Consider the following 12,920-nt stretch of genomic DNA (forward strand, 5'->3'; position numbering starts at 1 on the left):
CTGGTGCAGGCGCGACGCTAAAAAGGCGCGGCAGTATAACCCGGCGCGGTGGCCGATACACCCGACTATGGTCAAACTGTCGCAGGCATGATTCCCTGTGCGCGCACCTTCTGTTTGAGACCTTATATGCCTGAACTGCACGTTGGCGAACGCCACTGGTCGGTCCCCACCGGCAGCAACCTGTTGGATGCCCTGAACCAGGCCGATGTGGCCGTGCCTTACAGTTGCCGCGCGGGCAGTTGTCATGCGTGTCTGGTGCGTTGTCAGGGTGAAGTTGCGGACAACAACCCCGAGGCCCTGAGCCCGGCGCAGCGTCAGGACGGCTGGCGGTTGGCGTGTCAGTGTCAGATCGCTGGAGACTTGAAGGTTGAAGCCTTTGATCCCCGGCGTGACGGCTTGCCTGCGCAGGTGGTGGGTGTCGACTGGCTGAGCGCGAATGTGCTGCGCCTGCGCCTGCAACCCGAACGCGGCTTGCGTTACCGCGCCGGGCAGCATCTGGTGCTATGGGCCGGGCAGGTGGCGCGGCCCTATTCCCTGGCCAGCTTGCCCCAGGAAGATGGGTTTCTGGAGTTTCATATCGATTGCCGCCAGCCCGGTGAATTCTGCGATGCCGTGCGGCAGTTGGCGATTGGCGATCGCCTGCGCCTGGGCGAATTACGCGGCGGCGCGTTGCAATACGATCCCGACTGGCAGTCCCGACCGCTTTGGCTGCTGGCATCGGGCACCGGCCTTGGCCCGTTGTGGGGCGTATTGCGCGAGGCACTGCGCCAGGATCACCAGGGCGCCATCCGGGTGATTCACCTGGCCCATGATGGCGAGGGCCACTACCTGGCCGAACCCTTGGTGGCGCTGGCTGCGAGGCATGCAAACCTGACGGTGGAACTGTGGACAGCGGCTGAGTCGGCCCAGGCATTGGCGCAACTGCGGCTTGTTTCGCGGCAAACTCTGGCCTTACTCTGCGGGCACCCTGACAGTGTCGAGGCGTTTTCCAAGCGCTTGTTCCTGGCGGGACTGCCGCGCAATCAACTGCTGGCCGATGTGTTCCTGCCCCGTGGTTGAGCGCTGAATTTTTCAGTCGCGAGATTCACCATGACCGACGCCATTCTCCAACGCCGCGAACGTGGGCTGCTGATCCTGCAGCTCAATCGTCCTGATAAAAAGAACGCCCTGACCCGGGCCATGTACACGCAACTGGCCGCTGCGTTGGAGCAGGCGGATGCGGATGCGCACATACGCGCCGTGCTGATCCAGGGCAGCAGTGAATGTTTTACTGCCGGTAATGACATCGGCGATTTTCTCGAACAGCCGCCCAACGACCTCGACAGCCCGCCGTTTCACTTCATGAAAAGCCTGCTTAACTGCCGCAAGCCTGTGGTGGCCGGCGTGGCGGGTGCGGCGGTGGGAATTGGCACCACGCTGCTGTTGCATTGCGATTTGGTGTATGTCAGCCGTGATGCTCGGTTGCGCATGCCCTTCGTCAACTTGGGGTTGTGTCCGGAGTTTGGTTCCAGCCTGATTTTGCCGCGCCTGTTGGGGCATGCGAAGGCGGCGGAGCTGTTGCTTCTGGGCGAAGGTTTTACCGGTGAACAGGCGGCGCAATGGGGCATTGCCACTGAGGCGCTGGGCAATGGTGAGGCGGCGTTGGCCAAGGCGCGGGAAATGGCTGAGCGCTTCGAAAGCCTGGCGCCGGGGGCGGTGCAGGTGACCAAGCAACTGATGAAGAGCGTGGACCGCGAGCAATTGCGGCAGGTCATTGAGGAAGAGGGGGCGTTGTTTACGCAGCGGTTGAAGTCGCCGGAGGCGATTGCGGCGTTGTCGGCTTTTATTTCTCGCTAATGAATGTGCGTTGACTGCGCTGGCGCTATCGCAGGCAAGCCAGCTCCCACATTGGAATGCGGTCAACTGTGGGAGCCGGGCTTGCCCGCGATGAGGCCCTCAGGGCATTACAAAACCCACAGGTATAAAAAAGCCCCGAACCAGTCGGGGCCGTTTCAATTGCCTGTCACATCAAACCATTGGGTCGCCAACGTGCAGGATCTTCATGCCGTTGGTGCCGCCGATGGTGTGGTAGCTGTCGCCCTTGGTCAGGATGACCCAGTCGCCTTTCTCCACAACGCCGCGCTTGATCAGCTCGTCGATGGCAGCCTGGCTGACTTCATGCGGTGGCAACGAAGCCGGGTCGAACGGTACGGTGTACACGCCACGGAACATGGCCGCGCGGGCCTGGGTTTCGCGGTGTGGGGAGAACGCGTAGATCGGCACCGAGGAGCGGATGCGCGACATGATCAACGGCGTATAGCCACTTTCGGTCAAGGCGATGATCGCCTTCACACCCGGGAAGTGGTTGGCGGTGTACATGGCGGCCAGGGCGATGCTCTGGTCGCAGCTTTCGAACTCTTTGCCGATGCGGTGGCTGGAGGTCTTGCTGGTCGGGTGCTTTTCGGCACCGAGGCAAATACGCGCCATGGCTTGCACCGCTTCCAGCGGGTACGGGCCGGCAGCACTTTCAGCCGAAAGCATCACGGCGTCGGTGTAGTCGAGCACGGCGTTGGCCACGTCGGACACTTCGGCACGGGTCGGCATCGGGTTCTGGATCATCGACTCCATCATCTGGGTCGCTACGATTACCGCTTTGTTGTGGCGGCGTGCGTGCAGAATGATCTTCTTCTGGATACCGATCAGCTCGGCGTCACCGATTTCCACGCCCAGGTCGCCACGGGCAACCATCACCGCGTCGGACGCCTTGATCAGGCCGTCGAGGGTTTCGTCATCGGCCACGGCTTCGGCGCGTTCGATCTTCGCCACCAGCCAGGCAGTGCCGCCGGCTTCGTCGCGCAGTTTACGGGCGTACTCCATGTCGGCAGCGTCGCGCGGGAAGGACACGGCGAGGTAATCCACTTCCATTTCGGCGGCGAGCTTGATGTCGGCCTTGTCTTTTTCAGTCAGGGCAGGTGCGGTCAGGCCACCGCCGCGACGGTTGATGCCTTTGTGGTCGGACAGCGGGCCGCCGATGATCACGGTGCAGTGCAGCTCGGTCGGCGTGGCGGTGTCGACGCGCATCACGACGCGGCCGTCGTCCAGCAGCAGCTCGTCACCGACGCCGCAATCCTTGACCAGGTCCGGGTAGTCGATACCCACCACTTCCTGGTTGCCGTCGGTCAGCGGATGGCTGGTGGAGAAGGTGAATTTGTCACCGATCTTCAGCTCGATACGCTTGTTGGTGAATTTGGCGATACGGATTTTCGGGCCTTGCAGGTCACCCAGCAATGCGACGAAGCGGCCATGTTTGGCGGCCAGGTCACGCACCAGCTTGGCGCGAGCCTTGTGCTCGTCCGGGGTGCCGTGGGAGAAGTTCAGACGGGCAACGTCCAAACCAGCCAGAATCAGCTGTTCGAGGACTTCCGGCGAGTTGCTGGCCGGGCCAAGGGTGGCGACGATTTTGGTACGACGGACGGACATGCACAGACTCCTGAGTTCAAGCGCTGGGGAAGGCTACTATGCTCTTTCGTTGTAGTCATTGTTCGTTTGCACTACTTATCGACGATTGGCTTGTTTTTGCTGCGGTTGAATCGATGAACATCCTTGAAGATTTTTGCCGAGGGGTCGATACACTGCACAAGACAGGAGAACCCCCCATGCGAATTTTGCTCGTTGCTGCCCTGGCCGTCAGTGTTGTCGGCTGTACCCGCTGGTCGATGGACCATCATTTGAACAATGCTTACCGTGCCTATGGGGTGGGTGATTGCGAGCGCGTTATCCTGGAATTGTCCCAGGTTGATCGTGAGAGCCGTACCCGTCGTTATGTGCAGCCGGAAGTATCGATGTTGCGCGGCCAATGCCTGGAACGGCAAAAATTGTTCGTCGATGCGGTGCAAACCTATCAGTTCATCATCAGCCAATACCCGGCCAGTGAGTACGCTTACCGCGCCCGCGCCCGGCTCGACACCCTGAAACAGTTGGGGCACAACCCCGGCGCCAGTGCTGCACAGCCTCGCCCGGCGTCGTTGTAAGGTTTTTTGTCTCTGCATAGCTGGCCCGTTGCCAGTCTTGGGCTACTCTTTGAATATTCGTTTGTACAAGTTTTTGCCCGGACGAATGCGAGGCCCGGATTCAGCAGTCGTGCAGCGACCCAATGCTGCGTGATGTCGCTCCGAGATCCAGGGAGAGCGAGCTGACTGGTACGGCCAAGGAATGGCTATAGGAGGGTGATCACACATGTTTAAGCACCGACGTATCGAACGGCACCAGTTATCTTGCTTTTTGCAGGTGTTTAATCGCTTTACTGATAAACCCATCGGTTATTTGGGCAATGTCTCTGCAAAAGGGCTGATGTTGATCAGCCATTTGCCTTTGATGGTCGACGCCGACTTCGAGCTGCGCCTTAAGATTCCTGACCAGGAAGGCGAAATCCAGGCGATTGACCTCACGGCGACGTGCCTGTGGAGCCATGAAGACATCAATCCTCAGCATTACGACTCCGGGTTCAGCGTAATTAAGGCGTCCGCCGAGTACGAGCAACTGATCACTGCGCTGCTCAATTACTTCAGTTTTGATCCCTTGCAGGCGTCAGCCTAGCTATCGCGCATTATCGGACCGGTTCGGGCTCCCTCGACCGGGTCCGATGCCCGCTTTAAAACACTCCGGCTTTTTTCCAGCCCAGATAACGCGTAACCAACGCGGCGCCCAGCTGAGACGGTAGCGTATCCAGCACTGACAGGCCGTGAGCGTTCAGTCGGTCATGCAGTTCGTTGCGGGTATTGAGGTAGTCGACCGTGCCGCTGTAAGTGAGCGCCTCGGGCAAGGTTTGCACGGGCGCCTGGCGCAGTTGGTCGAGCACTTCTTCGCGCAGGCTGGCGATCAGCACCCGGTGTTGTCGGCCGATGCGCTTGACCGCGGCCATCAGCGCTTCATCGTCTTCATCTCGCAGGTTGGTCACTACAATCACCAGTGCCCTGCGTTTTTGCCGCGCCAGCAGCTGGCTGGCGGCAGCTTGATAGTCAGCCGCGCGCCGGGTGGTATCCAGGTCATAAACCGCATTGAGCAGCAGGTTCAGTTGGCTGCTGCCCTTGACCGGCGCCACGTAGCGCGGCTGGTCACTGGCAAAGGTGCACAGGCCAACGGCATCGCCCTGACGCAGCGCTACGTAGCTGAGCAACAGGCAAGCGTTGAGCGCATGGTCGAAATGCGATAACTCGTCATCCTGGCTGCGCATGCGCCGGCCACAATCGAGCATGAACACAATTTGTTGGTCGCGCTCATCCTGATATTCCCGGGCAATGGGGGAGCGTTGGCGCGCGGTGGCCTTCCAGTCGATCTGGCGCAGGCTGTCGCCCTCACGAAACTCTCGCAGCTGGTGGAATTCCAGCCCCAGGCCTCTGCGCGGGTGTTGACGCACCCCCAACTGGCTCAGCCAGTTATCCACACCCAATAGCTGGGCGCCGTACAACCGGGCGAAATCCGGATAGACGCGGGTGGCATCGGCCACCTCGATAAATCGACGTGCCGACCACAGGCCAAACGGGCTGGGCAGGTGAATTTCACACCGGCTGAAACTGAAGTGTCCGCGGCGCAGCGGACGCAAGCGGTAGCCCAGCTCGCTGTGTTCGCCGGGTCGCAGCTCAATGGCCTGAGGCAGGTTGTCCAGGCTCAAGCCATCCGGGACATGATCGAACACCTGCACCCTTATCGGTTGCGTGTAGCGGTGGGTCAGTGTCAGGCGTACCTCGCCCCAACGGCCAAGTGCCAGGCTGCCGGGCATCTGCCGTTGCACCTGGACGGAAGGCAGGCGGCGCAGGCGCAGGGTGTCCAGCAGCGCCAGCAGTAACAGTGCCAGCAGCAAGCCCCACGCCACCGAATGCAACATACCGGGCACCTTGAGTTGCAACGCCGTAGCAGCGCCGAGCAGGGTATTCAGCCCCAGCAGCACACCCAGCCAGCCCAACAACAGTCGCGTCGGTTTCATGGGCGGCTCATTGCCGAGGCGCCGGAATCTGGTCCAACAACTGCTTGAGCACCTGGTCTACCTCCAGCCCGTCAATGTCCAGCTCTGGCGCAATACGTACCCGATGCCGCAGGACCGCCAATGCGCAACCCTTTATGTCGTCTGGGGTGACGAATTCGCCGCCGCGCAACAAGGCTCGAGCGCGAGCGCCACGTACCAGGGCGATGGAAGCCCGTGGGCCGGCGCCGAGAGTCAGGCCCGGCCATGTGCGCGTGGCCCGAGCCAGGCGCACGGCGTAGTCGAGCACCTGTTCATCCAGTGCCAGCTCGCTGGCGATTTGCTGCAGTTTCAGCACGTCCTCCGCTTGCAATACGGTGCGCAGCGGTTGCACATCCAGCATGTCGGCCCTGGACGAACGGGTCACTTCGCGCACCATGTCCAATTCCTGCTGCGCCTCGGGGTAATCCATGCGCACTTTGAGCATAAACCGGTCCAGTTCGGCTTCAGGCAGGGGATAGGTGCCTTCCTGTTCGATAGGGTTTTGGGTAGCCAGCACCATGAAGGGTTGGCCGATGGGCAATGCCTCGCCCTCAAGGGTGACCTGGCGCTCCTGCATGGCTTCAAGCAGCGCGGCCTGGGTTTTGGCCGGGGCACGGTTGATTTCGTCGGCCAACAGCAAGTGAGTGAATATCGGCCCTTTACGCAACTTGAACTGTTCGGAGTGCATGTCATACACGGCGTGACCGGTTACGTCGCTGGGCATCAGGTCCGGGGTGAACTGGATGCGCGCGAAATCGCCACCGAAACACCGCGCCAGTGCGCGCACCAGCAGGGTCTTGCCCAGGCCGGGTACACCTTCGAGCAAGACGTGGCCGCCAGCGATCAACGCGGTGAGTACGTCATCAATCACCTGATCCTGGCCGATCACCGCCTTGCGCAGTTCAATGCGCAGGGCCTGGGCTCTGGCGCTGGCCTGTTTAAGGTCGTCGGTGGACGGGGTGGTGGCTGCTGGAAGGTCGCTCATAGGGCATTCCTTAAAGTTTGCAGGCACGCCACCCGACGGCTGAAATCGGCGCTGTTGAGCCGTTTTGCCGGAAGTGGGCCGAGGGCCTGACTGATGAAGTGGGAGGGTTGGTGCGTCAGGCGTTCAAGCACCTGCCACTGTTCAACCGTTTCAAGGTGTTCGAAGCCTGGGTGACGGCGCCGCGCGGCGCGCTGGATGTCACGCTGCAAGGCGTGCAACAGGTTGCCCTGGCCACTGCGACGCAGCAGGAAATCGGCACTGGCCTGCAAGTGTTCCTGTAGCTGCCGACGTGCCTTGGGCGCGGGTGCCTGGATTGGGCCTTGGCGCATGGCTGCCTGCCACAGCGCCAGGGCAATGAGTGCGACGAGTGCCACCAGGGCCTGTGGGAAGTAACGCAGCAACAGCGTGAGCAGGTTGTCCACTTCGCTGTTGGAGAGCAATGTCACGTTCATGCCCTGATTGAGGTACCACAGCAGCCAGGCATTATCGTGTTTACCGATGCTTGGGGTTTTCCACAGGTCGCTGTCGGTTATGACCGTTACGGTGCCTTGCCCCAGGCCGCGTTGCATCAAGTGACTGGACTTGGCGCTGTTGGCGGAAAACTGCGCCAGGTGCTTGGGGTCGGAGAGGTTGAAGTCGGTAGCGAAACTGAAATAAGCCGGGGCGGTTTCATTATCGATATAGAGTTTGGTCAGGTCCGGCACTTTCTTTTTACGTGTGGCAGCCTGCTCGTCAAAGGTGTCGCTCAGTGACTGGTGGATGTCCAATCGGTCAAGCAGCAGGTCGCCGCTGGTGCGAGTCTCTTCATCCCATAACGCTTCGGCGACGACCAGCAGGTGACCACCGGACTTCACCCACTCTAAGAGTTGCTCGACCTGACGCGGGGCCATGTTGCTGCGCTCGCCCAGCAACAGCAGGCTGTTGCCTTTCGGGGGCAGGCTGTTGAGTCGTTCAAGGCCGTTGGCGTGTTCCACTGCCACGCCTTGCTGGCGCAGGAAATACTCAGCCGCGAGATAAGGGTTTGCCCGCGCTTGTGGCGACGGCCCGCGATCCACCACTTCGTCATACGGGATTGCCTTGTGCCAGGCATAAAAAGCACCGGCTCCCAGCAGGCAGGCGAGCAGCAGTCCTACCCAGAGTAAGAGGCGGTTCATGTGGCGGCTCCCGAATGAAACAGCGCACGCCAGTCGCTGCACAGTTTTTGCTGGGCAAGGGGTGTGGGCATGCGGTGGCCATAGGCGAGGTTTTGCCAGTGACGGGTCAGCTCATCACTGAAAGCGAGCAGCTGTGGTTGCTGCAAATGGTGAACGCGCTCAAGCACCTCGCCTTCGGTATCAGCGCTTTTCAGCGGCAGGTTGAAGTCATGCAGCAACCGGCTGAGCAGGCCGCGGTACAACAGGCCGAGGGCTTCGCGGGGTTGTGTCGACCACAGCTTTTCAGCGGCGCTGGCGATGTCTTCTGGCAACGTTTCGAGGCCAAGTTCCAGCCCGAATAATTGGGTTGGACCAGGGCTTGCCGCCTTCTGTTTTCGCCCGCTGCGTCGACTGACAAAGGTGCTTAGCCAGTTACGGTAGTTCCACGCGAGCAACGTGATACCTGCGATCAGCAGGCTCCACAGCAGTATTTCCAAGCCCTGGGCGACATGTTTGAAAGTGTTGCTGTTGAGGTTGTCCAACAGCGCCTGGAGCCAGGCCGGTAGCTGGCCGTCACCGTGGGGTGTGTTTTTAGCGTGAGGTTTTTCGTCGCCGAAACGGTAGCGGGTAACGGTTTCAGGGTTTTTGAAAGGAGGCTGTTCCAGTTGCGCCTTGATCGATTGACTGGCGGCCTGGGTGCTCAGTTGCCTGGGGCTAATGGCCTCATCCGCCAGAGCCGAAGGGCTGGCATGTAGCAACATCAGCCCGACGGCCAGCAGCAGCGTCGCTACGTTACTCAGGCGTTGGCGCAGCCTGCGAAACACCAGTTCCAGGTCCCAGGCTTCCAGCACCGTGCGACGGTTGAGGTAAAGGCTGAAGCCGCAGGCCACGTAGATGGGCTCCCAGAACACCAGCATCAGGGCATAAAAGGCGTTGCTCAGATGCTCAAGCCACAAGCCTTCCGAGCCGGCTACCAGCGCCAATTGTTGCCAGTCCCAATCCAGTTCGACCTGTTCAGGAATGAAGAGATAGAACAGCGCCATGCACCCCAACCACAGGCCGATTTCAACAAGCACACCGAGGATGGTCAGCCATCGCGCAGCGGCGGCATTGCGTTGTAGCAGTACGCTCAAGCGGTGCTGGCGCGCCTGGCCCCTCAGGTTTTCAAGTTGGCTGACCGGCAACACGAAACTGCGGCTCAGGCTGAGGCGACGCCAGGTCAGGCTGGCGAACAGTTGGTTTTTGAGCAGTTGTGGCCAATGACGTACAGCCTGTTTGACGCTTGGCGTTTCGCCAAACAGGGCTTTGGACAGGATGTACAGCGGCAATCGGTCGAAGGCCGGCTTGAGCCACCAGAACAGGAATATCGCGGCTGACGGGTGCTGCCAGAGAAGTGCTGTCAGCAAGGCAAACACCGGCAAGCTCACCAACGCCCAACTGCTCATCAATAGCAGCCGATGTTCTCGGGCCATGAGTACCCCAAGGTCCATGGCTTCCCAGGTTGAACGGGGGCGAATGACCACGCTCGCATCACTCAGGCGCATGGCGAGCCCTTCCGGCAAAAATCAGGTAAGCGGCCACCAGCAGCCAGAGCACAGCCCCCACCAGGTATTTGACCTCGGGTGTGATGCGGGTGGTTGAGGACCAGTAGGCTTCGATAAACGCTGCGATCAGCAGGAACACCATGACGCCGCAGAGCATCTGCACGCTTTTTCTGGCCGCCAGGCGCAGGGACTCGCTTCGAGCCAGAGCCCCGGGAGCAATCAGCGCCCAGCCCAGTTGCAGGCCCGCTGCGCCGGCCAGGGCGATGGCGGTCAGCTCGAATGCACCGTGGCCGATGACGAACGACCAGAAGGTCTGGCCGTAGCCGATCCCGGTCAGGTGACCGGAGACAGCGCCAATGATCAACCCGTTGAAGATCAGAAAGAACACGCTGCCCAGGCCAAATAAAAGCCCGGCGGCGAAGGTCTGGAAGGCGATGCCGACGTTGTGCATCACGTAGTAGCCAAACATCATCCAGTCTTCACTGGAGGCGCGTTCTGCGGCGCGGCCCAGGCGGCTGGCATCGGGGTCGTACATGCTTTGCATCTCGGCGACCTGTTGGGGGCTGACGATGCTGTAGATGAGGTCTGGAAACAGGTAGACCAGCAAGGCGATGCCCGCCAGGCTGCCAAAGAACAGCGCGCTGGCGATAGCCACGAAAAGCCACTGTTCACGCACCAGGCGAGGAAAGCCGGCCAGTATGAAGCTCACCACGTTTGCCCCCAATCGGCTGCGATGGCGGTATAGCTGTTGATGACCGCGCAGGGCCAATTGCTGCAACGGGTCGACCAGATAACTGCTGTAGCCACGCTCCTGCGCCAGCGCGAGGTGTTGGCACAAGCGCCGATAGTGATGAGGGAATTCCGCCATGTCACCTGCCTTGGCTTTACCTTGCTCCAACAGTTTCAGCTGTTCTGCAAAGGCGTGCCATTGCGGCTGGTGATGGCTTTCGAACACGCTCTGTTTCATGTGGGCCCCAGTAAACCGCGGGCGACGCCGTTGAGTTGTTCGACTGCTCGGGCCGGGGAAACCTGCAGGGGCGCGGCGAGGATCGCCGCCAGTTCTTGCACCCGTTCGGTGGACAACTCGCCCTGTCGTTCTGCGAAGCCGAGGATGGCGCGCTGTTCGCTCAGGTCCAGCGCAAAGGGCAAGCGCAGCGCGGCGGCTTGAGGCAGGTGCGGGCGGGCCAGAGGTTGTTGGTGGTAAATCACCAGGGTTCCGGCGGCCAGGTCGCCCAGGCGCTTGAAATGCGGATGTTGCAGGCAACTGATGGCGCCGAGGAAGTAGCCGAAGGGCAGCAGGTCCACAAAACGCAGCAGGTTACGAATAAGGGAGGCGGACCAGCCGACCGGTGTGCCGTCGTCCTGAACGACTCGCAGGCCCATGACCTGCTTGCCGGGAGAGCAGCCTTGGTTGAGCACTTCAAACAGCACCATGTACCACCAACTGACCAGGAAGAGCAGCAACAAACCCAGGCCAATGCCCACATTGCCCAGCAGCGCCAGCGGCACAAACAGGATACCCATGATCAGCCCACGAACGCCCAGGTCGAAGGTAAAAGCCAAGGCCCGTGGCAGCAAGCCTGCCGGGCGTAGGGGCAGATCAATACCCTCCGGGGTCTCGATCTGGTAGCGGGTGTCCAAAGGGGCTGATGGCATTGCGATCCCTGGCAGTGCGATGCGGTAAGAGAGACGGATGCTAGCAGTGTCAACGGTGGAAGCAACCACTCAAGGTTTTGCTGGATGTTTGTACAGTCAAGGTATCGCTGGCCCCGAACGCCTTCATGCGCCTAGACTTTGCCGATCTTCAGTAAAGGAACAGCCCGTGACTACCATTTTCTGGTACGACTATGAAACCACCGGCATCAACCCGCGCAGGGATCGTCCGCTGCAGGTCGCCGGTATTCGTACCGACCTCGAGCTCAACGAAGTCGGCCCGCCGGTCAATCTTTACTGTCAGCCCAGCGACGATATCCTGCCCCATCCGGCCGCGTGCGTGATTACCGGTATAACCCCTGGCATCCTGGCCGAGAAGGGGTTGGCCGAAGCAGACTTCATGACCCGGGTACATGCCGAATTGGCCGCGCCAGGCACCTGCGGTGCCGGTTACAACACCCTGCGGTTTGACGATGAAATGACGCGCTACAGCCTGTATCGCAACTTTTTTGACCCCTATGCCCGTGAGTGGCAGGGCGGAAATAGCCGCTGGGACTTGATTGATGTGGTTCGCACGGCCTACGCGTTGCGCCCCGAAGGCATCGTCTGGCCCGAGCAGGACGGGCGCGTGACCCTCAAACTTGAGCGATTGACCGCGGCCAACGGCATTGATCACGGACAGGCCCATGATGCGTTGTCGGACGTGCGCGCCACTATTGCCTTGGCGCGTCTTGTGCGTGAGAAACAACCCAAGCTGTATGACTGGCTGTTTCAATTGCGCAGCAAACAACGGGTGATGGATCAGGTGCGCCTGCTGCAACCAATGGTGCATATCTCCGGGCGCTTCTCTGCGCAACGGCATTACCTGGGCGTGGTGCTGCCTCTTGCGTGGCACCCGCGCAACCGCAATGCGTTGATCGTGTGTGACCTGGGGCTCGACCCGCAGGGCCTGCTGGATCTGGACGCCGAGACGTTGCGCCAGCGCCTCTACACGCGCCGGGAAGACTTGGCCGAAGGTGAACTGCCGGTGCCGCTCAAGTTGCTGCATATCAACCGGTGCCCGGTGGTGGCCCCCTTGAATGTGTTGCGGGCACAAGACCTGGAGCGACTGCACTTGGATATGGACACCGTTCAGGCACGTGCACTGCGACTAACTGACGCACAGGAAGTTTGGCGTGACAAGTTAGCCACCCTTTACGCAGAGGAAGAGTTTGCGCCGAGTACTGACCCGGAGCAGCAGCTCTACGACGGTTTTATTGGAGACCGTGACCGGCGTTTGTGTGAGCAAGTCCGTACGGCTGAGCCGACGCAATTAGCGCTTCAGCAGTGGCCTTTTGATGATCATCGTTTGCCGGAATTATTATTCCGCTACCGGGCGCGTAACTTTCCCGAGACCTTGAACAACGAGGAGCAACAGCGCTGGAAACTTTTCTGTCAGCAACGTTTGTCGAGTCCGGAGTGTGGCGCGCCCAATACCCTTTTGGCATTTAAGCAGGCACGTGAGGAATGGGCTGTTAGTGCTACACCGTTGCAGTGCGAGGTGCTGGATCAGTGGCAGGAATATGCCGACTCGTTAGCCGCACGGCTGGACCTGTAGTCGAGTAGTTGCAGAATATCCGGACAAT

General features: G+C 60.5%; 12 protein-coding genes. 5 read left to right on the forward strand and 7 right to left on the reverse strand.

Translation table 11 applies throughout. The annotated features are described in order from the left end of the window. Positions 1 to 126 precede the first annotated feature (126 nt). Complete coding sequence (locus ACP7A2_RS12325; protein ID WP_426134417.1) at positions 127 to 1,059, forward strand: iron-sulfur-binding ferredoxin reductase; 933 nt, start codon at positions 127 to 129, stop codon at positions 1,057 to 1,059. Between the two features lie 30 nt (positions 1,060 to 1,089). Beyond that, positions 1,090 to 1,836 carry an enoyl-CoA hydratase-related protein gene (locus ACP7A2_RS12330; RefSeq protein ID WP_426134418.1) on the forward strand — a complete coding sequence of 249 codons (747 nt, stop codon included), beginning with the start codon at positions 1,090 to 1,092 and terminating at the stop codon, positions 1,834 to 1,836. A gap of 171 nt (positions 1,837 to 2,007) precedes the next feature. On the opposite strand, the gene pyk is transcribed toward ACP7A2_RS12330, so the two are convergent. Then, on the reverse strand, positions 2,008 to 3,459 hold the full coding sequence (gene pyk / locus ACP7A2_RS12335; protein WP_426134419.1) for a pyruvate kinase: 1,452 nt from the start codon (positions 3,457 to 3,459) through the stop codon (positions 2,008 to 2,010). 176 nt (positions 3,460 to 3,635) lie between these two features. Between pyk and ACP7A2_RS12340 the strand changes: the two genes are divergently transcribed. Further along, positions 3,636 to 4,010 (forward strand): tetratricopeptide repeat protein, encoded by a 375-nt coding sequence (locus tag ACP7A2_RS12340; RefSeq protein WP_426134420.1) that lies wholly within the window; start codon positions 3,636 to 3,638, stop codon positions 4,008 to 4,010. Positions 4,011 to 4,215: 205 nt separating this feature from the next. Beyond that, positions 4,216 to 4,575 carry a PilZ domain-containing protein gene (locus ACP7A2_RS12345; protein ID WP_375069686.1) on the forward strand — a complete coding sequence of 120 codons (360 nt, stop codon included), beginning with the start codon at positions 4,216 to 4,218 and terminating at the stop codon, positions 4,573 to 4,575. 55 nt (positions 4,576 to 4,630) lie between these two features. On the opposite strand, the gene ACP7A2_RS12350 is transcribed toward ACP7A2_RS12345, so the two are convergent. The 6 genes from ACP7A2_RS12350 to ACP7A2_RS12375 are packed head-to-tail and all read right to left on the reverse strand — an operon-like array spanning position 4,631 to position 11,298. Next, positions 4,631 to 5,962 carry a DUF58 domain-containing protein gene (locus tag ACP7A2_RS12350; protein WP_426134422.1) on the reverse strand — a complete coding sequence of 444 codons (1,332 nt, stop codon included), beginning with the start codon at positions 5,960 to 5,962 and terminating at the stop codon, positions 4,631 to 4,633. A 7-nt stretch (positions 5,963 to 5,969) separates the two neighbouring features. Continuing rightward, complete coding sequence (locus ACP7A2_RS12355) at positions 5,970 to 6,965, reverse strand: AAA family ATPase (protein WP_426134423.1); 996 nt, start codon at positions 6,963 to 6,965, stop codon at positions 5,970 to 5,972. Next, complete coding sequence (locus ACP7A2_RS12360; RefSeq protein ID WP_426134424.1) at positions 6,962 to 8,119, reverse strand: DUF4350 domain-containing protein; 1,158 nt, start codon at positions 8,117 to 8,119, stop codon at positions 6,962 to 6,964. Before ACP7A2_RS12360 ends, ACP7A2_RS12355 begins: the two co-directional genes overlap by 4 nt. Further along, entirely contained in the window at positions 8,116 to 9,642 is a 1,527-nt protein-coding gene (locus tag ACP7A2_RS12365; protein WP_426134425.1) for a DUF4129 domain-containing protein, read from the reverse strand. The genes ACP7A2_RS12360 and ACP7A2_RS12365 overlap by 4 nt, the downstream gene beginning before the upstream one ends. Then, positions 9,629 to 10,609, reverse strand: a complete 981-nt coding sequence (locus ACP7A2_RS12370; protein WP_426134426.1) for a stage II sporulation protein M — start codon at positions 10,607 to 10,609, stop codon at positions 9,629 to 9,631. The genes ACP7A2_RS12365 and ACP7A2_RS12370 overlap by 14 nt, the downstream gene beginning before the upstream one ends. Beyond that, positions 10,606 to 11,298: an RDD family protein gene (locus ACP7A2_RS12375; RefSeq protein WP_426134427.1), complete on the reverse strand. Its 693-nt coding sequence runs from the start codon at positions 11,296 to 11,298 to the stop codon at positions 10,606 to 10,608. The genes ACP7A2_RS12370 and ACP7A2_RS12375 overlap by 4 nt, the downstream gene beginning before the upstream one ends. A 166-nt stretch (positions 11,299 to 11,464) precedes the next feature. On the opposite strand from ACP7A2_RS12375, the gene sbcB reads away from it, so the two are divergent. Then, entirely contained in the window at positions 11,465 to 12,892 is a 1,428-nt protein-coding gene (sbcB, locus tag ACP7A2_RS12380; protein WP_426134428.1) for an exodeoxyribonuclease I, read from the forward strand. Positions 12,893 to 12,920: the final 28 nt, after the last annotated feature.

It is taken from the genome of Pseudomonas sp. PWP3-1b2 (assembly GCF_049896045.1).
Taxonomy (GTDB): domain Bacteria; phylum Pseudomonadota; class Gammaproteobacteria; order Pseudomonadales; family Pseudomonadaceae; genus Aquipseudomonas; species Aquipseudomonas antarctica_B.

Coding starts and splice junctions, on each gene's coding strand:
- ACP7A2_RS12340 (WP_426134420.1), top strand. CDS start 3,636: ATGCGAATTTTGCTCGTTGCTGCCCTGGCCGTCAGTGTTGTCGGCTGT.
- ACP7A2_RS12345 (WP_375069686.1), top strand. CDS start 4,216: ATGTTTAAGCACCGACGTATCGAACGGCACCAGTTATCTTGCTTTTTG.
- ACP7A2_RS12350 (WP_426134422.1), bottom strand. CDS start 5,962: ATGAAACCGACGCGACTGTTGTTGGGCTGGCTGGGTGTGCTGCTGGGG.
- ACP7A2_RS12355 (WP_426134423.1), bottom strand. CDS start 6,965: ATGAGCGACCTTCCAGCAGCCACCACCCCGTCCACCGACGACCTTAAA.
- ACP7A2_RS12370 (WP_426134426.1), bottom strand. CDS start 10,609: ATGAAACAGAGCGTGTTCGAAAGCCATCACCAGCCGCAATGGCACGCC.
- pyk (WP_426134419.1), bottom strand. CDS start 3,459: ATGTCCGTCCGTCGTACCAAAATCGTCGCCACCCTTGGCCCGGCCAGC.
- ACP7A2_RS12360 (WP_426134424.1), bottom strand. CDS start 8,119: ATGAACCGCCTCTTACTCTGGGTAGGACTGCTGCTCGCCTGCCTGCTG.
- ACP7A2_RS12365 (WP_426134425.1), bottom strand. CDS start 9,642: ATGCGCCTGAGTGATGCGAGCGTGGTCATTCGCCCCCGTTCAACCTGG.
- ACP7A2_RS12375 (WP_426134427.1), bottom strand. CDS start 11,298: ATGCCATCAGCCCCTTTGGACACCCGCTACCAGATCGAGACCCCGGAG.
- ACP7A2_RS12325 (WP_426134417.1), top strand. CDS start 127: ATGCCTGAACTGCACGTTGGCGAACGCCACTGGTCGGTCCCCACCGGC.
- ACP7A2_RS12330 (WP_426134418.1), top strand. CDS start 1,090: ATGACCGACGCCATTCTCCAACGCCGCGAACGTGGGCTGCTGATCCTG.